Source organism: Paenibacillus sp. FSL R10-2736 (genome assembly GCF_038000245.1).
GTDB lineage: Bacteria > Bacillota > Bacilli > Paenibacillales > Paenibacillaceae > Paenibacillus_AQ > Paenibacillus_AQ phytohabitans.
In genome coordinates this window covers 3,389,473-3,412,934 of the sequence record NZ_JBBOBN010000001.1, presented here as the reverse complement: position 1 = coordinate 3,412,934, position 23,462 = coordinate 3,389,473, and the positions used below count along the sequence as shown (strand labels likewise).

General features: G+C 43.9%; 23 protein-coding genes. 18 read left to right on the top strand and 5 right to left on the bottom strand.

Annotated features, from left to right (window positions below; translation table 11 throughout):
* Positions 1-55: 55 nt before the first annotated feature.
* Positions 56-601, bottom strand: a complete 546-nt coding sequence (locus NSQ73_RS14760; protein ID WP_336100994.1) for a TetR/AcrR family transcriptional regulator — start codon at positions 599-601, stop codon at positions 56-58.
* Positions 602-797: 196 nt separating this feature from the next.
* Between NSQ73_RS14760 and NSQ73_RS14755 the strand changes: the two genes are divergently transcribed.
* The 9 genes from NSQ73_RS14755 to NSQ73_RS14720 all read left to right on the top strand — a co-directional run bounded on the left by NSQ73_RS14755 (position 798) and on the right by NSQ73_RS14720 (position 8,897).
* Positions 798-1,130, top strand: a complete 333-nt coding sequence (locus NSQ73_RS14755; protein WP_340987012.1) for a carboxymuconolactone decarboxylase family protein — start codon at positions 798-800, stop codon at positions 1,128-1,130.
* A gap of 45 nt (positions 1,131-1,175) precedes the next feature.
* Positions 1,176-1,895, top strand: coding sequence for a flavodoxin (locus tag NSQ73_RS14750; RefSeq protein ID WP_340987011.1), 720 nt, complete (start codon positions 1,176-1,178; stop codon positions 1,893-1,895).
* 20 nt (positions 1,896-1,915) lie between these two features.
* Positions 1,916-2,611, top strand: coding sequence for a DUF4405 domain-containing protein (locus NSQ73_RS14745; protein ID WP_340987010.1), 696 nt, complete (start codon positions 1,916-1,918; stop codon positions 2,609-2,611).
* Positions 2,612-2,683: 72 nt separating this feature from the next.
* Complete coding sequence (locus NSQ73_RS14740) at positions 2,684-3,280, top strand: cyclophilin-like fold protein (protein WP_340987009.1); 597 nt, start codon at positions 2,684-2,686, stop codon at positions 3,278-3,280.
* Between the two features lie 70 nt (positions 3,281-3,350).
* Complete coding sequence (locus tag NSQ73_RS14735; protein ID WP_340987008.1) at positions 3,351-3,944, top strand: cyclophilin-like fold protein; 594 nt, start codon at positions 3,351-3,353, stop codon at positions 3,942-3,944.
* A gap of 51 nt (positions 3,945-3,995) precedes the next feature.
* Positions 3,996-5,075: a cyclophilin-like fold protein gene (locus NSQ73_RS14730; protein ID WP_340987007.1), complete on the top strand. Its 1,080-nt coding sequence runs from the start codon at positions 3,996-3,998 to the stop codon at positions 5,073-5,075.
* A 130-nt stretch (positions 5,076-5,205) separates the two neighbouring features.
* Positions 5,206-5,757, top strand: coding sequence for a sugar O-acetyltransferase (locus NSQ73_RS14725; RefSeq protein WP_445669668.1), 552 nt, complete (start codon positions 5,206-5,208; stop codon positions 5,755-5,757).
* A 515-nt stretch (positions 5,758-6,272) separates the two neighbouring features.
* The gene (locus NSQ73_RS34975) at positions 6,273-6,482 is read left to right on the top strand and encodes a GH32 C-terminal domain-containing protein (protein ID WP_445669508.1); all 210 of its coding nucleotides are present in this window, start codon (positions 6,273-6,275) and stop codon (positions 6,480-6,482) included.
* Positions 6,483-6,518: 36 nt separating this feature from the next.
* The gene (locus NSQ73_RS14720; RefSeq protein WP_340987004.1) at positions 6,519-8,897 is read left to right on the top strand and encodes an alpha-L-arabinofuranosidase C-terminal domain-containing protein; all 2,379 of its coding nucleotides are present in this window, start codon (positions 6,519-6,521) and stop codon (positions 8,895-8,897) included.
* 609 nt (positions 8,898-9,506) lie between these two features.
* Here NSQ73_RS14720 and NSQ73_RS14715 read toward each other — a convergent pair.
* A complete protein-coding gene (locus NSQ73_RS14715; protein WP_336100988.1) occupies positions 9,507-10,400 on the bottom strand; it encodes a LysR family transcriptional regulator in 894 nt (297 codons plus the stop codon).
* A 224-nt stretch (positions 10,401-10,624) separates the two neighbouring features.
* Here NSQ73_RS14715 and NSQ73_RS14710 point away from each other — a divergent pair, with 224 nt between their 5' ends.
* The 6 genes from NSQ73_RS14710 (at position 10,625) to NSQ73_RS14685 (ending at position 15,718) form a co-directional block, all read left to right on the top strand.
* Entirely contained in the window at positions 10,625-11,011 is a 387-nt protein-coding gene (locus NSQ73_RS14710; protein WP_336100987.1) for a DUF2255 family protein, read from the top strand.
* A gap of 70 nt (positions 11,012-11,081) precedes the next feature.
* Entirely contained in the window at positions 11,082-11,825 is a 744-nt protein-coding gene (locus tag NSQ73_RS14705; RefSeq protein ID WP_340987003.1) for an SDR family oxidoreductase, read from the top strand.
* A gap of 60 nt (positions 11,826-11,885) precedes the next feature.
* Entirely contained in the window at positions 11,886-12,422 is a 537-nt protein-coding gene (locus NSQ73_RS14700) for a cyclophilin-like fold protein (protein WP_336100985.1), read from the top strand.
* 84 nt (positions 12,423-12,506) lie between these two features.
* Positions 12,507-13,526 (top strand): SDR family NAD(P)-dependent oxidoreductase, encoded by a 1,020-nt coding sequence (locus NSQ73_RS14695; RefSeq protein WP_340987002.1) that lies wholly within the window; start codon positions 12,507-12,509, stop codon positions 13,524-13,526.
* Between the two features lie 175 nt (positions 13,527-13,701).
* Positions 13,702-14,550 carry an SDR family NAD(P)-dependent oxidoreductase gene (locus NSQ73_RS14690; RefSeq protein ID WP_336100981.1) on the top strand — a complete coding sequence of 283 codons (849 nt, stop codon included), beginning with the start codon at positions 13,702-13,704 and terminating at the stop codon, positions 14,548-14,550.
* Positions 14,540-15,718, top strand: coding sequence for an MFS transporter (locus NSQ73_RS14685; protein WP_340987001.1), 1,179 nt, complete (start codon positions 14,540-14,542; stop codon positions 15,716-15,718). The genes NSQ73_RS14690 and NSQ73_RS14685 overlap by 11 nt, the downstream gene beginning before the upstream one ends.
* Positions 15,719-15,781: 63 nt before the next feature.
* Here NSQ73_RS14685 and NSQ73_RS34970 read toward each other — a convergent pair whose 3' ends face one another.
* Positions 15,782-15,982: a TetR-like C-terminal domain-containing protein gene (locus tag NSQ73_RS34970; RefSeq protein WP_418793862.1), complete on the bottom strand. Its 201-nt coding sequence runs from the start codon at positions 15,980-15,982 to the stop codon at positions 15,782-15,784.
* 1,012 nt (positions 15,983-16,994) lie between these two features.
* Between NSQ73_RS34970 and licT the strand changes: the two genes are divergently transcribed.
* From licT to NSQ73_RS14665, 3 genes are all read left to right on the top strand, one after another.
* On the top strand, positions 16,995-17,849 hold the full coding sequence (licT, locus tag NSQ73_RS14675; protein ID WP_336100976.1) for a BglG family transcription antiterminator LicT: 855 nt from the start codon (positions 16,995-16,997) through the stop codon (positions 17,847-17,849).
* Between the two features lie 151 nt (positions 17,850-18,000).
* Positions 18,001-19,863, top strand: a complete 1,863-nt coding sequence (locus NSQ73_RS14670) for a beta-glucoside-specific PTS transporter subunit IIABC (protein ID WP_340987000.1) — start codon at positions 18,001-18,003, stop codon at positions 19,861-19,863.
* Between the two features lie 35 nt (positions 19,864-19,898).
* Positions 19,899-21,416, top strand: coding sequence for a glycoside hydrolase family 43 protein (locus tag NSQ73_RS14665; RefSeq protein ID WP_340986999.1), 1,518 nt, complete (start codon positions 19,899-19,901; stop codon positions 21,414-21,416).
* An 870-nt stretch (positions 21,417-22,286) separates the two neighbouring features.
* Here the strand turns inward: NSQ73_RS14665 and srlD are convergent.
* Both srlD and NSQ73_RS14655 read right to left on the bottom strand, forming a co-directional pair.
* Positions 22,287-23,066, bottom strand: a complete 780-nt coding sequence (srlD, locus tag NSQ73_RS14660; protein ID WP_340986998.1) for a sorbitol-6-phosphate dehydrogenase — start codon at positions 23,064-23,066, stop codon at positions 22,287-22,289.
* A gap of 21 nt (positions 23,067-23,087) precedes the next feature.
* Positions 23,088-23,453, bottom strand: a complete 366-nt coding sequence (locus NSQ73_RS14655; RefSeq protein ID WP_340986997.1) for a PTS glucitol/sorbitol transporter subunit IIA — start codon at positions 23,451-23,453, stop codon at positions 23,088-23,090.
* Positions 23,454-23,462: the final 9 nt, after the last annotated feature.

Genomic DNA, 23,462 nt, shown 5'->3' with positions numbered 1-23,462 from the left:
CCTCTTTATTTTGAATGAAAAGTGATTTTTATGAAACCTGATATATGTGCGGGATTTATACAACCCTCTCAAGCAATACCCCAACTTGGTTCGCCATGACATGAGGTGGATGTGGCATTCCGTTTGTAATCCACCATTCTACTATTCCTACGAAAGCTGTTCCCATAAAGGAACCCACAATCAATTCATCCAATCCCTGATTTCTTTCTTCGTTCATATTTACTTCACCTTTATATTCTTCAATAAGAAACTCAAGGAACCGTGCACGAAACGAAGGAGCTCCTTTACTCGCTAACATCGTTGAAAAGAATAAATAATTACGCTCAAAATATTCGAAATAGACCAGATTTGCTTCACTCCACTCCATTTCACATGCATATTGGTTGATGTCCTTCATGTTGTTAATATGTTCTTCGATCAGTTTATCCAACAGATCAAATTTATCAGTGTAATGAAGATAAATGGTTGCCCGGTGGACATTTGCCCTGTCGGAAATATCCTGGATAGTAATAGCATCAAAATTCTTTTCAGACATCAATTCAATGACGGCTTTTTTTATCGCTTCCTGTGATTTCAGTATTCTTCTATCTATTTTAGACATATTTGATATCACCCAACTCCCTAAGTTAATAGTCAATTCAGTTGAATTTGTAAAATAATCGACAGATACAGATTATTTAACGATTGTAAGATGCTCGATTCTATATATTATTATACACATGTCGTCTAATCGATCAATATCGATTTTCCATTTGTAGCTCTGAGCAATAAATACATTTTTTCGATGCGATAGGGAAATGTCAAATCATAACGGGGCTTTTGGTACACAGAAAGCAACTGACGATTTTATGCCAGAACTTGATGAACAAAACGATAAGTTTTTTTTGAGAGATGATTATGGACTTAGAATACTGTCTCCGCATGATCGCAATCTAATTAATGTAACAGCTAATTTAATTACGGATGTAGACATAGAGCACCTAAGCTTTCATATAGACTGTGCCAAACAAAATGGTCTTACGGAAGAAGAAATCGTCGAAACGATTATCGAGCTTGCTTTTTATGCAGGTTGGCCACGAGCTATGTCTGCTTATAAAGTTGTCAAAAAAGTTATCGCAGAAGAAAAATAAGAAAGAAGGAGAATTCATTCTTGAATTTATAAGGGGGGATTATACATGAAAAAAACGATTGTGTTACTCGTTATGTTATTGTTAATTCTTTCCGTAACAGCATGCGGAAACAGTTCATCAGATGAAAGTACGGCCGTAATCAACACGCCTGATGGTTCTGCTGGTCATGTTACTGAAAACAGCAATGCAGCTCAGACGGTTCCAAGTGAAAGGGAAATCCTCATTGCGTACTTTTCCCGTGTCGGCAATACGGATTTTGATCCAAGTGTGGACGCCGTTACCAGCGCCAGTCTAAATCTCCAGGATGGTGTGCTTGCAGGCAATACGGAAATTATCGCGGATTTGATTCAGAAAGCTGTAGGCGGCGAGCAGTTTCTCATCGAAACTACTAATAAATTTCCTGCCGATTACGATACGGTTGTAGATTTGGGCCAGGAACAGCAAAAGGAGAAGGCACGGCCGGAGCTGAGCGCTTATGTGGAAAACATGGATGATTACAACACCATCTTTATAGGTTTCCCGAATTGGTGGTACGACCTTCCAATGGCAGTGTATACCTTTTTGGAGGAATACGACTTTTCAGGTAAAACCGTGATTCCTTTTACTACCCATGAAGGCAGCCGGTTTTCAAACAATGACCAAACAATAAAAAACATGTTGACCGCCGCAACCGTATTGGATGGGCTTGCCGTCAGAGGCGGAGATGCCGTCGATGCCGAGCAAGAGGTGAACAAGTGGCTGGATCAGCTTGGAATGACTAACTGAAGCAACTAAGGGGAGGAACGATGAAACCCAAAGCTATGATTAAAATAGTCCTTGATCTGGTCATGAGTATAATGCTGCCCATTCTCATGGCTTTCATCCTGACCGGGCAGAAGGCGCATGAATGGATCGGCGCCGCCATGTTTGTAATGTTCATCACTCACAACCTGCTGAACTTCAGATGGTACAAAAATTTGCGGAAAGGGAAGTATACGGTGTTCCGCATCTTTCAAACCGTGGTGAATCTGTCGGTGTTTATATGCATGATCGGTCTGATGGTCAGCGGCATTATGATGTCCCGTTATCCCTTTGCTTTCTTGTCCATTCCCGGGGGGATGTCTTTTGCAAGGGAATTGCATATGCTTGCTTCCTATTGGGGGTTTATCTTCATGTCCGTGCATGTCGGCTTACATTGGAACATGATTATGATGATGATGCGCAAAGCGGTTAGAATTGCTAGGCCGTCTGGAGCCCGTAAGGTTATACTGCGGGTCATCGCGGCAGGAATTGCCGCATACGGTGTCTATGCCTTTATCTTGCACGATATTGCTTTATATCTTTTTTTGAAAATAATGTTCATTTCCTTTGAATTTGAACAGTATCCGGTATTATTTTTTGCGGACCATTTGGCCATGATGGGGCTTTGCATCTGTGTCGCCTATTATGCAGCAAAAGGCATGCAGCGGATTCCGTCGCCCAAAAGGGGAAAGCTAAAATAATAGCTTTATCCTCATTTTGTATGGCTTACTTATATATTTTTTCGGATTGGAAAGAAAAGGTTGGTGAATGTAATGAGAAAAATTTTAGCGGTTCCCTTTGCAGTACTGTTGATTGTTATGCTTGTAGCCTGCAGTAACGGAAATGGCGTTATTGGCGAGGCCGCACAGTCTACAGCCGGCATACCTGCAGAAACCTCTGAGGGAACTCCGGTACATGATAATCCGATGCGTGTGGCCTCAGACGGCGCCTGGATGCAGATAGAAGACCCTTCCATAGCCACTCGTGTCCTGGAGGGCGGCACTAAAATCAATATGCATTTCGGTGATGTGGTGATTCCCGGCACGCTGAACGACAGCACTGCGGCACAGGATCTAATCTCCAAGCTGCCTTATACCGTACATGTAAACCGTTATTCTCACGATTTCTGTGGTGTAATGGACGATCCACTAGAGTACAGCGAAGAAGATGTGCATTTCGGTTGGCTAAATGGTGATATTGATTTTGCAACGGATGCAAATTATTTTACCATCCTTTTTGAAGATGAAGAGAAATCAGAACAATATGGTTATCAGGTGAACATTGGAAAAATAGACATTAAATTGTCAGTAATCAGTGAACTGACGGGCAGCTATGATGTGCTGATCGAATTGGCAGATGAAGCGGATTAATCAGTATCACGCGAAAATATAGCTTGAAACGGTTCGTATGGGCCATGATTTCTTAAATCAGGAGGTAAACATGCGTAAAATCTTAGGCTTGCTGTTCTGCCTTTCTATTATATTTATGCTAGCAGCCTGCAGCTCGGCAAATAATAGGCCAAGTTCTGGAGCTGCCGCAGAGCGCGGGGAAGGCCCTAATCTGGACATTCCCTTCCCGGGCAGTAAACCCGCTGAAGCAACAAAGCAGCCCGCTGAATCGGCCAAGCAAAACAACGTGATTGTAACAGAAGATAACGTGACGGAGGAAAACAGCATGATTGCCATCCATATTACTGTAGGCGGAAGCACCTTTACTGCGACATTAAATAACAATGAAACGACGCAGGCGCTAGTCGCGAAATTTCCTTTGACCATCCAAATGGACGAGCTGAACGGGCTGGAAAAATACAATGACTTGGCGGAGGATCTTCCTGCTGCAGCTACCGAACGCCCTGCAACTATTCAAGCCGGTGACATCATGTGCTGGTCCGGAAACACGCTGGTCCTTTTTTATCAAACCTTCTCCAATTCTTATGGGGGGTATGTACCGCTCGGAAGAGTTGACGATCCTTCAAATCTGGCAGCTGCGCTCGGTTCAGGAAATGTGCAAGTTACCTGGTCGCTTGCCGAGTAAACCGGCGAGTTTATTTTGAAGTAAAGTTATCTAGAGACAGGAGATGATTTTGTGAGGAAAAATCAAGTATCAAGGCTGATTAGTTTGCTGTTGGGACTTGTTCTGACTATTTGTACGGCGAATCCTGCTTTTGCGGCAGATTATAATGATGTATCGGACAACGCTTGGTATCGCAGCGCGGTAGAATTTGTGACTGAGAACAATTTGATGGCCGGCACCGGAAAAGGGGATTTCGAGCCGGAAACGCCGATGAGCCGTGCAATGCTTGTCACAGTGCTGCACCGCATCGGAGGTTCTCCGGCAGTAGCGGGCAACGGTGGTTTTTCCGATGTTCCTGGTGGCAGCTACTACGCTTCGGCTGTGGCCTGGGCGCAAGCCAACCGGATTGTTACCGGTACGGGCGTGGGGAGATTTTCACCGCATAGCTTGATTACCCGTGAGCAATTCGCAACGATCCTGTACCGTTACGCCGAAGCGAAGAGTTATGACATCTCTGCGTATACCACTTTGGATGGTTATACCGATGCATCAGAGGTCAGCGCTTATGCGAAGCAAGCCTTGCAGTGGATGGTGGGCATACAGAATATACAGGGTAGCGGCGGCAAGCTGTTGCCCGCAGGCTCTGCAACCCGGGCCCAGGCTGCAACCATGCTGACGCGGTTTTTAGCAAACCTGCCAATAGAAGAATCTGCCGAACCGACTGCTCCGGCACAATCCACAGCACCTGGACAGCCGTCCGCAACTGCTCTGGTACAATCCGAGGAGGGTAAAATGAGCACCATGAATATTACTGTCGGGAATAGGACTTTTAAAGCAAAGATGTATGATAATGAAACAACACAGGCATTGATTGCCCAGATGCCGATGACCGTGAACATGTCAGAATTGAACGGCCAAGAGAAATACTATCATTTTCCAAGTGGTTTGCCTGTTGAATCAACAGAAGCACCGGCAACCATTCATGCAGGAGAAATCATGGTGTGGTCCTCCAACAGCCTGGTGCTTTTCTACAATACGTTTTCCAATTCATATGGTGGATACACTAAACTCGGATATATTGAAGACATCTCCGGACTCACAGCAGCGCTTGGGATGGGGGCTGTTCAAGTTACATTTTCCATCAATGACTAATACAGAAGGAGGGGAAGAATGATATGTTTCCCGTAATGTCTGAAGTATTAGCATAGTTGCAACTCTAATGGGCAAAATCAATCTTAAATACTTTATATGGAAAGGAGTATGTCAAATGAATCCGAAAGACATTCTTGAGCGAGATAAAAATGGCGAGTTAATTTCTTTGAATGATCCGGAGTATTATAAAATTCGCGATCTTATTGTTGAAGCACAGAAAATTACAATGGAATTAAACAACTCATACCATGAAGCGGAAGAAGTCGGGAAATTATTTTCGAGGTTAACGGGAGCAGAGGTTGATGCTTCGTTTGGACTTCTTCCCCCTTTTTACACGGATTTCGGCAAAAATATCAGAGTTGGGAAAAATGTGTTTATCAATCACGCTTGTACCTTTATGGACAGAGGCGGTATAACCATCGGAGATAACGTATTAGTTGGGCCTAAAGTTAACCTGATTACAATTAACCACCCATTGGATCCAGCAAAAAGACAATCCACAATATCTACTCCTATTGTTATCAAGAAGAACGCTTGGCTGGGAGCAGGCGCGATGATCATGCCAGGTGTTACGATTGGAGAAAATTCTATTGTATCCGCCGGTGCAGTTGTCACCAAGGATGTTCCACCCAATACGGTTGCAGCAGGTGTTCCTGCGAAAATTATTAAGAAGATTGAATAAAATGTGAGGTTCTACCTGGGAGCCGTACAAACGGGCGGCGTAATCAGACGCGTTGGCGTTCCGCAACCCTTACAGGAGGTCCAGCTCCGATTCGCGCCTATATGGAGAAGCTACTTCCAATTACTCAACTTTTTTCAACTTGAAATTTACTGGGTGCTGGTTTGTTAAAAAAGGGCTGGTTTCAAATAGTGTCAATGAGTTTGATGAGCGATCTGCAATGGAAACTACAATTTGACCTATGCTCATTCCACAATTCAACATAATTTTCTTTCCATCCTAGTTTTCCAGAAGGGTCTACAGCTATGGCATAAGCCTCGATCAACACTGATCGAGGCTTTTATATCAATAACGCTTTTTTAAGAGTATTCTTCTATCCACTTCATATTTTCTTGAATAATCAGCACTTATTGATCATTTGTACAATAATCGACAAATAACGTTAATTTAACGATTGCAAGCAGGTTAATTCTATTTATTATTATACATATGTCGTCTATTTGATCAATAGAGGTTATATGCAGGGGAGATTGAAACGGTCGAAGCCCATATATTATGTTCAGAATTTCAGTTTTAAAAGCGTGATCGAGGTATTCGCAATTGATGAACTATGCATATCCGCAAGAGTGTATCCAATATTGGAACAAAGTAATAGAGTCCGGATATTTGCACAAAAAAGCGTGGAAGTGAAGAGCTTTCAGATATGGGAAATGAATGCCATCTCTTGAAAGTACATTAGCATAAGTGAGGAAGGTTGAGTAACAATGAGTTCATCTGCGAAAATAACAATTCATGCCGGTCATAAGCGATTCCCCGTAAGTAGAAACTTATACGGCCTGTTCTTCGAGGAAATTAATCGATCTGGTGATGGAGGATTATATGCGGAACTGATCCGCAACCGTTCGTTCGAGGATACTTTGATACCCGAACGGTGCCATGTCGATGGTTGTACGTTACACACACCTGCTGGATGGAGTGCCCCTTTTGAACATTCGGATCTGATTCCGGGATGGGAGTTGTTCTGTCCTGACGGTACAGATGCAGAGATGGCACTCGACGAGTCAAAACCCTTAAATTCCGCGAATCCTATGTCCCTACGAATAGATATTGTGAACGCTGCGGGGGGACCTGTGGCTGTGACGAATAACGGCTTTTGGGGAATTCCGGTTCAAGCCGGCTGTAGATATGAATTATCCTTCTTTGCAAGAAAAAGCCTTGAATTCGACGGTGTGCTGGAGATTACGCTGAAAGATACTTCTCAATCCTACGTATACTTGATGCAAAAGGTGCAAATCGATTCGTCAGAATGGCAGAAATATGAGTTGTTGATTGAGAGCAACAGCACGGATCCCAACGCAATACTTATTATTTCCGCAAAAGGGGAAGGAACGTTCTGGCTCGAGTTCGTTTCCTTGTTCCCGAAAGATACGTTCAAAGGCCGTAAAAATGGTCTACGGACCGACCTTATAAACATGCTGCAAGGGCTCAGTCCGCGTTTCCTTCGCTTCCCTGGAGGTTGCTTTGTTGAAGGGTTTTCAATTGAGACTGCGTACAGATGGAAAAAAACGGTCGGCGACCCGACCGAACGGATTTCCCATTGGACGCTTTGGAATTACCGCACCACCAATGGACTTGGGTTCCATGAGTATTTGCAAATGGCTGAGGACATGGAGATGGAGCTGATGTTCGTCGTCAATTGCGGATTGACTTGCCAAGGAAGGCCTGGTGAGCTCGTGTCGATGGATGAACTTGAGGAATGGGTCCAGGACATGCTGGATGCTGTTGAATATGCGAATGGCCCGGTAACGAGCAAGTGGGGCGCTATGCGGGCGGAGAACGGTCACCCGGAGCCGTTCGGACTGAAGTATATTGAAATCGGAAACGAAAATTTCGGTCCGGAGTATAATGTGCGTTACAAAGTATTTTACGATGCGCTTAAATCAGCTTACCCGGATATTATTACGATTTGGAACACGCACTGGGAAGTAGGAACGGAGACCAAGGGGTTGCCTGTTGAAATCGTGGACGAACACTTTTACGCTGATAATGAGTTTTATCAGTTATATCATGACATGTACGATCATTATGACCGCAGCGGCCCAAAAATTTACGTAGGCGAATATGCAATGACCGTTAACAATCAAAATGGAACATTGCAAGGCGCGTTAAGTGAAGCGGCATTCATGGTAGGGATGGAGCGAAATCAGGATATAGTCGTAATGTCCTCATATGCACCCTTGTTTGCGAATACTCATCATACGGTATGGGAACCGAATTTAATCTATTTTGACGGGACGCGGACGTACGGGACACCTTCTTACTATGTCCAGAAGATGTTCGGCCAGAATAGAGGCGACGTAGTGGTTGATTGTCAGGTAGAAACAGAGTGCTTCTTACCGGAAATTCATGGGGGGCTTGGAGTGAGTCTGAGTCAGCTCGGACAGGTCGAGGGCATCTCGGTCATTTCCGGAAAAGATACGTTACTGCAGTTAGATGAGCTTACAAGCAATTCGCTTTCCTGCGAAGTTACCGAAGATGCTCTTTGGATCGGCAAGGCTTCTTGGCAAACTTATGAAGTGAAATTGAACGTAACGACGGGCGAAGCCGGGTTTAAACTGCGCTTTCTCGATCGACACAAGAAGGGGAACGAACAAAACTATTTCTTGTGGGAGTTAGACCCCGACGGAGAAAGCCGACTCGTTCGCATTGTTGGGTGGTCGCGTGTGAAACTCGCTCCGAATGCAAAGGTAGACTTCTCGCCCGGAAAGACAAGACAGTTGCACATTGTTGTGGAATCTAAACGTATCAGATGTTTCATTGACGGGCAACTCATACACGAGCACGCTTACGGTGCCATTCCTTTCATGACTGCGGTGACGACTCTTGACGAATCCGCGAACGAGCTCATCGTGAAGTTGGTCAATCCATCGCCGTTCGATATTTACACAGAACTAGAGATAAAAGGGGCGGCGATGGAACGTATCGTAGGCGAGCAATGTATTTTAACCGCCGACGAGCCTGATGCGTTCAATTCGATGGAACAGCCTGTGCGCGTTTTACCGGTTTCTCTGCCGCTCGAGTTGGATGGAAGTCTGTATAATGTTCCTGCGCGCGCTGTAGTGATCTTGAAAATAAAGTTATAGCAATTACGAACAACCAAAACCGTCATTGCAGTTGAACATGAGGAATGGAACGAAGACAAAGTCTCCGTGATTGATTTATCCGTGGAAAGCGCCCCCCTCCCAAATGAAGGCGCACCAGCTGAATATTGGCAACTGGATTAGTATGGGTTGATTAGTGAAAGTTCTTATCTCGGTATTGGCCTGCCTAGAAGTGATAATCTGCTGCTGGCGTTCCAGTGTTGGTGTGTGTGAGAGGGGATGTATAAACATGGATTTTCAAAAAGCTTTATCAAGCTAAAGGACACACAAGGGGCTAAGTTCTTGTCCTCCAACAACAATGAAATAAAGTCGGTGGACAAGAACATAATCCCATAAGTGCCTGCGCCCAGCGCGGGTTTTCTGTTTTAAGGGACAAGAACAAGTACTATTGCTAATTGTTGCCATATCTGAAGCAGATTGCTTCGCGCCACTTCTAATCCAATTTAGCAGCTACACTGTAGATAGTACGAGGATATCGCGACGAGAAGAAGTCGAGGACAACCTTCCAATGTATCAGTTCTCAGATAACTAACTTCAGTTGAACGGCAGGATAGCTAAAAAAAAGGGGGTTATTCAGGCTGTTTGTTAGTTTTATATGCTGAATTTCCCCTGAATTTCTTTTAAAAACATTTCGGCAACTGCCGAAAAGACCTGATGCTTTTTCCATACCATATTTAAGCCGGATTCAAGTCTTGGCTCCAGGGGTCTAAAGCAAAGGTTACTATCACTAGACGTATTCACGATTTTATCAAGAGTTATTGCATAACCAATGCTTTCTTCAACCATAATGGCAGCGTTATATGCAAGATTGTAGGTAGCCACGACATTTAATCTATCAAAGTCTTCACCAAACCAATCCGCAAATTCATTTTTAGAGAATGTCTGCTTCATAGCCTGTCGTGAACAAATAAGCGGAACTTTAATTAAATCTGCCGTTCTAATGGTGTCTCTGCAAGCAAGAGGGCTGTCTTTCCTCATAACAACGCCCCAAATATTTTTGGCGGGAATGTTAACATAATTATATTTTGATACATCAGCCGGTTGTATTAAAATACCAAAATCAAGCAATCCTTTGTCAAGTTGTGCAGTTACATCATCTTCGTTTCCGCTGTAAAGATGATACCGGATATTTGGATATCTTAACTGTAAGTCTCTTGCTACCCGTGCAATCAGTTTCATGGCGTCCGTTTCCCCACCGCCTATATAAATATCACCACTTATTGTTTCTTCCATAGATTTAAATTCCGCTTCTATTTTATCGACCATATCAACAATTTCTTCCGCTCTCTTTCTTAGTAGCATTCCTTCATCTGTGAGAATGACACTGTGACTACTGCGGATAAATAGTTTTTTTCCTAACTCTTGTTCAAGATCTTTTAATTGTCTTGACAAAGTTGGCTGTGTAAGATGCAAAAAATCAGCAGCACCCGTAATGCTTCCTTCTCTTGCAACAGTAAGAAAATAACGCAAAACTCTAACTTCCATCTGTACTCCTCCTTTATGAATACTTTACACAATTATGAAATGCCCATCAAGCATATCATGGTATAAGATATAAGTATTATCTATGCACAAAAAAACACGTTAAAATAAAAAGTAAAGGTAATAGGTTTGCTAATTTCGCAGAAAATTCGATGTGGCGAATGTATCTTATAAAAGGAGTATTAGCCATTCTGTATCAATGGCCCGTTTAAAGGAGGATGTAATTTATGGACACATGGTCGAAAGAAGTACTAGAGAAGATTTCTAAAGCTGATGACCTGCATATTTCCCCGTTCCGAGAAGACGGAATAACCTACGGCACCCCGACTTGGATTTGGTCCGTCGTGGTTGACGGCTCAGTTTATGTACGCGCCTACTACGGACAGAACTCCCGTTGGTACCAGGCAGTACTACGACAGAGGGCGGGGCGAATCACTGTGGCTGGCATGACGAAGGATGTCTCTTTTGAACCGATCAAGGGGGAGATCAATGATCACATCGACAATGCGTACCGCGCGAAATACACCGGCGACGCATACCTAAACTCGATGATCAGCTCGCGAGCTCGTTCTGCGACAGTCAAAGTAGAGCCGCGCAAATCTAATTCTGATTAGAACGTGGGTTCGTGGGAATTCCTAATATATATGAATCCAATTGCACGTAGAAAGGAACTGTGAATCTCCTATGTCAAATATTCAAGGGAAAGTTGTCGTTATATTAGGCGCATCAAGTGGGATTGGTGAAGCAACGACCAAGAAACTTGCGGAAGAGGGATCAAAATTAGTCATTGCAGCTCGCCGTGAAGATCGCTTAAAAGCTCTTGTTGAAGCATTGCCGGACGCTGAAATTTCATATGCTGTTGCTGATGTAACAAAAAAAGAAGAAGTTCAAGCAGTTGTTGATTTGGCAGTCAAAAAATATGGTCGCGTAGATGTGCTATATAATAACGCTGGGATTATGCCAACTGCGTCTCTTTCGGAAGCACGCTTTGATGAATGGCGACAAGTGGTAGATCTCAATATCATGGGTGTATTAAATGGCATTGCTGCGGTATTACCTATCATGAAAAAACAGCAATCCGGTCAAATTATTGCGACTGACTCTATTTTAGGACACGTCGTGAGTCCTGGTTATGCTGTTTACTGTGGAACAAAATTTGCTGTGCGGGCGATCATGGAGGGGCTTCGCCAAGAGGAAAGAGAGAATAATATTCGTTCAACTATTATATCTCCCGGAATGGTGGATACGGAACTTTACACAACGGTCAACGACCCCGCAACTAGCAAGTGGATACAAGAGAACGCGAAAATACCAGGTGTGGGATTGAAACCGAGTGACATTGCCGAAGCGGTAGCATATGCGATTAGCACACCGGATACTGTTGCTGTAAGTGAAATAATGATTCGCCCAACAAAGCAAGTTATTTAATCGCTGCGGGGAATTGAACCCGTAGCGATTAAAATGGTAGAGGAGCCATTGAGAAAAAACATGAAACGCAACAGTGTTATAACCATATTTATAGCTTGCGCAATACTTATCACAGGATGCTTTTACTTTATTTATCAGCAACGAAATTCATCAGAACTTCCTCAAGAATCTGATAATAATCAAACTTCAGAAGTTGAACAAAACCCAGAAGAAATTCCGATTTCTTCTGAAACTGAAAACTCGGCTACACTTCGAATCGTGGTAGGCAATCAAACACTTACCGCTGTCTTATGGGACAATCCTGCTTCAGAGTCACTCCTTGTACAGTTGCCACTAACACTAGAGTTTGAAGACTATGGAGGTCGTGAGCTTATCGCAGAACCACCACAATTGATTACAATGGATGGTATGCCTGAACGAGATTCACCAAAAGCTGGAGATTTGAGTTACTATGCACCGAGCAATGCACTCTCACTAACATATACTGATCTTGGAGAATGGGCGGGTGCTGTACGATTAGGACGGATTGAGGGTGACTTATCTATTTTGAGAGGTAATACTGAATCAGTAATGGTGACAATAGAACGAGTAGAATAGATTTTTCAATAAAATAAAATCCAAGTGAAATAAGGGGAGTGAAACTAGAATAAAGAATATTAGTAAATATATGGAGGAAAAATATTGAGATTTAAACGATTAATAGCAGGATTGGTTGTTGTGATTGTTGGAGGACTACTTATAAATACACTTATTCAATCTAATCAGCCTAATCAAAATCCTAGCGTAACTGTAAATAATGAAACTCCTGATAACGGAGATAGTGAAAATAACAGCAGCCAAAATGAAGGGACTGAAGGGAGATTCGGTTTGGGAACATACAATACAGAAGAAGTGGTTGAAGAACTTCTATATATAGAAGAAAACACCGAACCAGTTGATAAAGCCTATCGAAAGAAAATTTTTATTACTGGATCAACAGGTGGGTTAGGAGAACTGGCTGCTAAGTATCTTATAGAGAGAGGTCATGAGGTTGTCGTTCATGCTCGAAATGAAAGTCGTGCAGAAGATGTTCGAAGAGACTTACCAGAAGCACTTGGTGTAGTTATTGGGGATTTCTCTGACCTAGAACAAACAAGGCAGTTGGCGGATCAAATTAATGCATTTGGTACGTTCGATGTCATTATTCATAATGCAGGTGTATACGGTGCTCCATCAGAAGAGATGTTAAATGTTAATTCTCTATCCCCGTATATTCTGACTAGTTTAGTAAATAAACCACAGCATCTGATTTACATTTCGTCAGATCAACATTTAGGAGGAAACCTTAAAGTTGAAGAAATCGTAAATGATGCCCCTAATATTAACTACAATGATACTAAACTTCAAATTCTCACTTTAGCAATGACCGTGTCTCGTTATTGGCCAGACATTCAAGTGAATGCAATTCAACCAGGATGGGTTCCGACTTTAATGGGATTCCATAATGGTAATACTACTACACCTGATGACTTACGTGCTGGATACATGACTTATGTTTGGCTGGCTGAAGGTATCGAAGAAGGCACGGATGTTACAGGAAAATACTTTTTTCAAAGTAAGGAAGATCCAAGGGTTAATTCAGTTATTTATGATGCAACTGCTCAGGATCAGTTAATTGAAGCATATGAAACTAAGACAGGAACTTCTTTCCCAAGAGATTAAATAGTTAGTTTAGTCTCATTTCGTGCGTTCCTCTCATTTGCTTTAACACACCCAGAAAAACAGTTCCGATCACCGTTATAGGCGGGACATCGGCGACGATCCGGGTTTTGCCTCGGAGCAGCCGATAATCGGCGTAATTTAAATATATTCATCACATGATTGGAGGCTGGAGGGAATGAATTACATGAATACAACAAAGGTTTGGTTTATCACGGGAGCAGGTCGAGGTATGGGTGCCCATTTCGTGAAAGCAGCTTTAAACGCCGGGCACAAGGTTGTGGCTACCGGCCGTAATCCGGATGCGGTGACTAAGGCAATCGGCGAAGCCGAGAATCTATTGGTCGTCCAATTGGACGTTACCCGACCTGCCGATGCAGAGTCTGCAGTCAAGGCGGCAATCGACCGGTTCGGGACTGTCGATGTGCTGGTCAATAATGCCGCACACTTCTATGGAGGCTTCTTCGAGGAACTGACCCCGGACCAAATCGAAGATCAGCTACAGGTGGCTTTGATTGGCCCGATGAACGTTACCCGGGCGGTGTTACCTGGAATGCGCAAGCAGCGTTCCGGCCATATCATCTCGATTTCTTCGGGCGCCGGCATTTCCGGATTCGAATTTAATTCCGCCTATTGTGCTTCGAAATTTGCGCTTGAGGGGTGGATGGAGTCGTTAGCGCCTGAAACAGCTCCATTCAGCATTCATACGACCATTGTCAACCCGGGATTTTTCCGTACGGAACTTCTTACAGAGTCGTCGTCGACTTACGCCAAACCGTCGATCGAGGACTACGCTGACGGCAGGGCTAGCTACATGACATTTTTTAAAAGCCAGAACGGGCAACAGTCCGGCGACCCGAACAAGCTCGCCAAAGCACTCCTCATGATTACAAGCGAAGTTAAGCCGCCGCGACGCTTTATTGCAGGCGCCGACGCGATCGGCATTGCAGAGCAGAAGATTGCCGACCTCCGGTCGCAGATCGATGCCTACCGTGATCTCTCGACGTCTATGGCCTATGAAGACTAATCGAAATCATTTAATTGTCTATATATTGACTTTGGGTGTATTCGGTATCTTGAATACCGAGATGGGCGTGATTGGAATCTTGCCGTTGATTGCGGAACACTACCAGGTCAGCATCTCCACCGCAGGGCTCCTCGTGAGTCTATTTGCGCTTGCGGTTGCCATATCCGGTCCCATTTTGCCTTTGTTGTTTTCACGAATGAACCGCAAGCATGTCATGTTGCTTGTGCTTGGTATTTTTATTGTGGGCAGCCTTGTCTCCGTCTTTACAACAAACTTTACCGTATTATTGATTGTTCGTGTCGTCCCAGCTTTTTTCCATCCTGTTTATTGTTCATTGGCATTTACCGTCGCGGCGGCGTCGGTCCGCAAGGAAGAAGCTTCGAAGGCAGTGGCCAAAGTATTCATTGGCGTGTCTGCAGGGATGGTGCTTGGCGTACCGGTCTCGAGCTTGATTGGCACCTACACTTCGCTTGCCTATGCGATGTTGTTCTTTGCTGCCGTAACGACAGTGGCATTCGTCGCGACCCTCCTGTTCGTACCATCAATGCCTGTTGCAGAAAGGCTCTCTTATGGCACTCAATTGCGTATATTAAGAAGATCCGTTACCTGGCTTTCCATTGCAGGTGTCATCTTCATGAACGGAGCTGTATTCGGAGTGTACAGTTACCTTGCTGAGTATCTGAAAACCGTGACGAATTATGCCTGGAACACAATCAGTTTGATGTTATTCCTATACGGTTCAACCAATATTGTTGGAAACATGATTGCAGGGAAGCTGCTTGCTAATCATGCATTAAGAACGGTAAAATCTTATCCATTTGCAATGGGAGCAGTTTACATCATGCTTTTTCTCATGGGACAGTTCAGCGTACCGATGGCCTTTATTATTTTGATGTGGGGATTCTTGGGCGGCATAGGAGGCAACATCACTCAATATTGGATTGTGTCTGCAGCGCCGGAGGCTCCCGAATTCGCGAACGGCGTCTTTCTGACATCTGCCAACTTGGGTACAACGATTGGCGCAGCTGTATGCGGAATATTCGTATCGGGAATAAGTACGCAATACGTCGTAATGGGGGGGATTTTGTTCTTAGTATTAAGCATAGCAACGATATATCCAAGGGTTTATTTGTACAGACGAATGGAGGATTCCAATGTTGTAGGATAATCAAATAGCTCTTAGGTAATCCCTTACCTTCTTGTCATTCATATTATCACAGGTGATTCGGATTCATGCCCTAACTAGCCTAATCATGGTTGGACAAGGAGTGGGATGAGCGTAATAGCCCTCTAGGTCCGAGTCCAACGGCAGAAACATTCCCACTTGATTTGCCATGACATGAGGTGGATAAGGCATACCTTTCCTTATCCACCATTCCACTATCCCTACAAAAGCTGTTCCTATAAAGCAACCCATAACATCTTCATTCAATCCGTGATTTCTTTCTTCATTTATATTTACTCCATTTCACATGCATATTCGTTGATTATCAATGTAATGAAGATATATAGTTGCACGGTTAAAATTCGCCCTGTTAGGCTCACAATATTTTCTTAAATAATCAACACTTACTGATGATTTGTATAATAATCGACAAATATCGTTAATTTAACGATTGCAATTAGCTTGATTCTATATAATATTATATACATATGTCGCCTAAACGATCAATATCGATTATATACCGAAAAGATGGAATTGGGAGAAGCCCACATATTATGTTCAAAATTTTTAGTTTTACACGAAAGTAACGTGTTAGCTCTTTACGATCGATTTGGCATCTAATCTTTTCGTCTGGGTAGCAGAATGTAGTTTGGCTGCTTACAGAAAACGGGGAGGTGGTTATTTATAAATGACAAAGTATCCAATTATCATCAGGGAAAACGATAAGTTGCACAGCAAACGGGCGATTAGACATATTGAGATGGGATTCATACACGAGGGAAACAGAGTTACTCGCATTCATACGGTTTGGAAATTGGAACATGGCCCTATCATGGTTCATGAATATACCACAAATAACCAACCTTCGAGCACTATATGCTTTTTCGATACCATTGATGATTACATCGAAGTATTTGAAGATGTTGATTGGATTATGGGAGCTCCCTTGATAATGTAATAGAGGAACTCGTTACCAAGAGTCCTGGAAGGATACAACCATTCAACAATAAATAGAATTCCATCAGCCACAGGTATCATGGTTTAGTCTGTTCGATTCCGTCTTGCAATTAAGCATTTCTCGTTTCGTTTCAAAACAATCACGTGCTAAAATATTGTACTTTTTTTAAGTTGAAAACGATTTACTTTTTTGTTATACTGACCTCACAACAATTAGGATTGTTACTGTGTACACAGGCAAAACCTAAATTGAGTCAGAGCATTTAGTTCTGAATCGATTTAGGTTTATTTTTTATTAAATGTTAAAGGGCGAATGTTACGAATGATTATCAAACGGATTTTCAATAATAACGTCGTTTTGGTGGAAAAAGAAAACCGCACTGAGATGGTAATCATGGGCAAAGGAGTTGCTTTTCAGAAAAAAGCAGGCGAAGTTCTCGATGAAACCCTGATCGAAAAAACATTCGTACTTGAGACCAGGGAACTTGCGGCAAAGCTGTCGGAGCTGCTCAGCGAGATTCCCACCAGGTATTTGGAATTGACGGACCAAATTGTAACACTTGCTGAACAGCAACTTCAGCATAAGCTGAGCAATAATATCTACTTAACGTTAACAGATCATATCAGCTACTCTATTACCCGGATCGGCGAAGGGATGCAGATCAAGAATGCCCTGCTCTGGGAAATCCAAAGATTCTACAAAAAGGAATTTGCGGTTGGATTGAAGGCACTTCATATCATTGAATCTGTTACTGGGGTAACGCTACCTGAAGATGAGGCGGGATTTATTGCTCTTCATTTTGTGAATGCAGCTCAGGGCGGTCATGAAATGCAAGAAACAATAGCTGTGACCAAAATTGTCAAGGATGTGCTGAACATCGTCAAATATGATTACGGGATCGAGTTCAACGAGGATTCTTTAAGCTATACGCGATTTGTGACGCACCTGAAATATTTTGTGTACCGGTCCTTGCGCAATGAGTTGTTGCATGAAGAAGAAGACTTCCTATTTGAACAGTTGAAGGGGAAATTCCCTAAGACCTACCATACCACCAGAAAGATCCAAGAATACTTGCATAAAAGCCACCACATCGAGCTCACCAAAGAAGAGATGGTCTACTGTATGCTTCATATCCGGCGGGTCACCAGCCGCGAGGAAGCCAAAACTGAAGAGTAGTCAGGATTGTTACTGCTTAGGCAGGCTAAACCTGATCCAATATTGTCAAAGGGGGATTTCTCTCCGCAGGCAATGTTGGTTCGGGTTTTTTCTATTTCTATAAATGTTCTTATCAAGATGTGCTGTTAATTCTAAAAGAGGAGTGAGTAAGATGAACAATCGTGAATTGGCCAATAATATTCTGGAAAATGTGGGTGGAGAGAAGAATGTGTCTTCCGTAATACACTGTACCACACGGCTTCGCTTCAGGTTGAATGATGTCTCCTTAGCGCAAAAGGCAGCGCTGCAAAACACAAAGGAAATTATAAGTGTGGTAGAAAGCGGTGGGGAATTTCAGGTGGTCATTGGCAGCCATGTATCTGAGGTATATAAAGAATTACCGGCTATAGGAGCTGTGAAAGCTTCAGGGGCAAAAGCTGATTCCAACAAAGAAAAATGGAGTGCACGAATATTCGGGATTATCTCTGGCACATTTACTCCACTATTGTCAGCCCTGATTGGATCAGGATTGGTAAAAGCCATGCTGGTTGTATTTACAAGTCTGGGGTGGATGTCTACAGAAAGCGGCGCTTACCATATCTGGTCTGCCGCAGGGAATGCCGTCTTCTATTTCATGCCGGTACTGGTTGCGATTACGCTCGCCCTTAAGTTGGGGGCTAACCCGTATGTCAGCGCGATTATTGGAGTAGCGTTGCTGGAGCCGAACTTTACTGGGCTGCTGTCAGCGCAGGGTCCCGTTGACTTTTTGGGTATTCCTATTCTGACTGCGGACTACTCAGGCCAAATCTTCCCGGTGTTTATCTCAATTGGCATTTATGCCGCGCTGGAACGGTTCCTGCTAAGAATTGTTCCTAAAAATCTGCAGTTGATTATTGTCCCAACGGTATCCATAGCCATTGTCGTGCCATTGACTGCTCTATTACTTGGGCCATTCGGAGTATATGTCGGGGACGGGATCGCTGCAGGAATTGACTTTCTCATGAATACCAGCGGCTTGCTGACCGGAGCCGTGATCGGGGCAAGCTTCACTTTTCTGGTTGTGCTGGGATTGCACTGGGGTTTGTTCCCGGTAGTAATGGCTGACATCGCTTCCACAGGACATACGAAGATCCTGGTTATGACCGCTGCAGCTAATATGGCGCAGATTGGCATTGCACTGGGGATATACTTGAAAACAAAAAATAAAGAACTCAAACAAGCTTCAGGTCCAGCTGCTCTGGCGGGAATCGTGGCAGGTGTTACTGAACCTATCGTTTACGGGCTCCTCTTGCGTTACAGACGGACAATTCCCATGATTATTATTGCGGGAGCTATCGGCGGTGCCATAAGTGGTGCAGCTAATGTAGAGATGACCGGTTTTGTATTTGCAAATATTTTTTCACTAGGCGCGTTCTCACCGCTCGTTCCATTATTGATTTCTTTTATTATAACGATTGCCATTTCAGCTATTCTTGTCGTAGTCTTCGGCTATGAGAGCAAAACAGATGCCGCACAGACAGAAGAGCTAGCGGATGCTGCTTCGGCGCTTGTACAACAACCCATTTATACAGAAGCAGAGGAAATTGTGGGCAGTCCATTAAGTGGACAGGTTAAGCCGCTAAGTGCAGTGAATGATGAGGTTTTCTCATCAGGAGCAATGGGTAAAGGGATTGCGGTTGAGCCAGGTGAAGGAAAGATATACTCTCCGGTAGATGGTGTTATCTCAAGAATGTTCCCTACGAAGCACGCTGTTCTAATTACTACAGAAGCAGGGGCTGAGCTCCTAATTCATGTCGGAATTAACACTGTGAAACTGAAAGGTGAACATTATCAGGCCCATGTTATGGAGAATGCAAGGGTCCAAAAAGGGGACCTGCTGTTGGAATTCGATATAGACAAAATTAAAGCGGCAGGCTTTGAGCTTACGACGCCGATCATTGTAACGAATACGGATCAGTTTATAGATGTAGTTGTTTTAAGCATGAACGAAACTATCCAGCCTGGAGCTGATTTAATGTCGATACTTATAAAATAACCATAGTGGGACACACAAAATGGAGGTGGGCTGGTATGCAATATATGAATCCGGTCATTCCGGGCTTTCACCCTGACCCGAGCATATGTAGAGTAGGTGAAGATTACTATCTGGTGTCCAGTTCCTTTCATTATTTTCCGGGCGTGCCCATCTTCCATAGCCGGGACCTTATTCACTGGCAGCAGATCGGGCATTGTCTGGACCGGAAAGAACAAATCAATCTCGCCCGTATTCCCAGCTCCTATGGAATATTCGCACCTACTCTGCGACACATTAAGGGATATTTCTATATGATTACCACGAATGTAAGAAGAATAGAGGGCGGGAATTTCTACGTACGTGCACTCAAACCTAGTGGTCCCTGGTCTGAACCTGTTTGGCTGGATTGGCCCGGAATTGATCCTTCCCTATTCTGTGATGAAGATGGAAAGGTGTATATTACTGGCACCAATGACTTCGAAGGTGAAGAAGCGGGAATCTATCAGGCGGAAATTGATCTGGAATCAGGCAGATTACTGTCGACTCGCCGTTTAATCTGGAAGGGGACGGGAGGGAAGTCTCCTGAAGGCCCCCACCTCTATGTCATTCAAGGGGAATACTATCTTATGATTTCCGAAGGGGGCACGGAATATGGCCATATGGTAACGATTGCCCGCAGTTCGCAGCTATATGGCCCCTTTGAAGCTGACCCGGAGAATCCCATTCTCAGTCACCGCAGCTTAAGCTGTTCGGTTCAGGCTACAGGACATGCTGATCTTGTACAGGCTCATGATGGAAGCTGGTGGGCTGTGTGTCTAGGGATACGCCCAGTGTCAAGGAAGCATCATTTGGGGCGAGAGACCTTTCTCGCACCTGTCCAGTGGTCTGAAGAAGGGTGGCCTGTAATCGGGACGAAAGGCAGTATTGACTTACAGATGGCCGCACCAGCCTTTATGTCCGCCGAATCAGCGATACCTGTTACACGTGAACACTTTTCTGAACAGAAGCTGTCAGACAACTGGAATTTCATACGGAATCCATACTCAGCAGATTGGTCACTTACCGAACGTCCAGGCTGGCTGACACTCAGGGGTTCTCGCTTAACTCTAGATGACCCGGATTCCCCGGCGTTTGTAGGCCGTAGACAGCAGCATATGGAGTGCACTGTTTCGTCTCTGATCGAGTTTGATCCTGCTCTTGAAGGCGATGAAGCAGGCTTGACGGTCATCATGGATGAAAGATTTCACTATGAAATCGCTTTGGCATTTAAGAATGGACGAAAGGTTGTCCTGCTGCGCAGAAGACTCGGAACGCTGTCGAACATCGAAGCGGAAGTAGAATACACAAGTCAGAGTATAATCCTGGAAGTCGAGGCTGATCCGAAACTGTATACCTTTGCCTTCTATGTTCCGAACGGGGAAAGAATAATACTTGGACAAGGGGAATGTGGCTTGCTCTCTAGTGAAGTTGCAGGGGGTTTTACAGGAGTATATTTCGGATTATACGCCACTGGTAACGGCAAGAATGCCGGAAGTCCTGCATACATTGATTGGTTTGATTACAATGCAAGATGACTTTCTATAAGTTAAACAGGATCGGCCTCATCCAGTACCGGTAACGGAAGCAAGTCGTGGACGTACAACAGCGTGACGGCTGAATATGAGCTTAGGCTAATATTTAATAAAAGTTATGTTGAAAATTCTACGTGTTATAATACCCGTATGGGTATATCCGTATTTTGCGAAATAGGGGGAACGCGAGGGAAACAGAGTTACTCGCATTCATACGGTTTGGAAATTGGAACATGGTCCTATCATGGTCCATGAATATACCACAAATAACCAACCTTCGAGCACTATATGCTTTTACGATACCATAGATGATTACATAGAAGTATTTGAAGATATTGATTGGATTATGGGAGCTCCCTTGATAATGTAATAAAGGAACTCGTTACCAAGAGTCTTGGAAGGATACACGACAATTCAACAAAGAATAGAATTCCAGAAGCCACAGGTATCATGGTTTAGTCTGTTCGGTTCCGCCATGCAGTTAAGCATATCTCGTTTCGTTTCAAAAATAATGATCTGCCGGAGGATCTTCCTGCTGCAACTACGGAGCGCCCTTTATATGGCTATAAAAACAACAACCGAAATAACCGGTTGTTGTTTTATTGTTTGATTAATAATTCGGCTGCTGCTAAGGGTAAGGGAAAAACGAACTCTTCCGAGAAGCCGATTTTTCAACGCAAATATGAATCCAAATCTGCGCCACGCATTGCGTTTAGGGTATGTCGCATTTTCTCAAAAAGGACGTCATTTAATTGGACAATTTCAATCTGACCTTAAAAGGATTAATTCATTTTATCAAGTGAAAGAGGGCAAGAGGCACCTGGGGTGCTTCTTGCCCTCTTTTGCAAACGATGCCCTTTTTTGCGTGTTTGGCTAGTGCATCACCTGGCCTCCGGTTACATTGATAGCCTGGCCTGTCATGTAGGAGGCTTTATCGGAAGCGTAGAAGATAACCGCATTGGCGATATCGTCATAGGTGCAGCCTCTTTTAAGAGGGACTTTGTCCGTATACACCTGCTCCACTTCTTCAGGAGCAATGCCGAGTTTAGCGGCATACTGGGGAAGCAGGCTTTGGAACATGGGTGATTTCAGCAGATTTCCAGGCATGATCGCGTTTACGCGGATATTGTGTTCGGCCAGATCCAGCGCTAGGCTCTGGGTAAGGCCCACGCCACCGAACTTAGAAGCGGAATAAGCAGAGTTATGCTTGCTTCCGACTTTGCCTGATTTCGAGTTGATTTGAATGATGTTGCCGCTGCCTTGCTCAATCATGATCTTGGACACTTCGCGCGCGCAGAGGAAATATCCGGTCAGATTGACATCAACCGTCTGATTCCAATCTTCAAGTCCGAAATCCGTAATTTTACGGCTTTTGGCCACACCAGCCACATACACCAGCAGATCGATGCGATTAAAGGCAAACACAGCTTGCTGGACCATTTCGACAACCTCAAGTTCGTTCGTGAAATTCACCTGAACCGCCAAGGTTTCAACCTTATATCGCTCGCCAGTTTCCTTCGCTACTCTTTGGGCATTTTCTTCATTAATATCCGCGACCACAATTTCATACCCTTCTTCAGCCAAACGATGACAGAGCGACTCGCCCAGACTTTGTCCGCCTCCGGCAACCAGTGCTACTTTTTTTTCACTCATATCTCTATCTCCCTTAATGAATTATTTTTTTATAATTTCGATTTCGCTGCCGATTTCAGGTTTGTGAAAAGCGGTATTCTCCAAATACAGCGTTCCTGGAAGGCCTTCGTCTTCCTTGCCGTCAAATTGAAGCGTGATATGTCCGAGCTGCTGCAGGTTCAGGGCCACTTTATTCCCGACGGATGTGATGGTGTAAGATTTGCCTCCTAAACGAAATAGATCTCCTTTTTGAATCTCGCCATTCACTTTCGAGAGCTCAATCAGCAGGCAGTATTCCGCCACATCCTCGGGAGCATCGTTTCCAAACAGCACAAATACTTTATCTTCCATAAAATCAAAAGCTGCTGATCCGAACTTTGTAATACGGGTCTTATATATGGTCTGCATTAAGCGTTC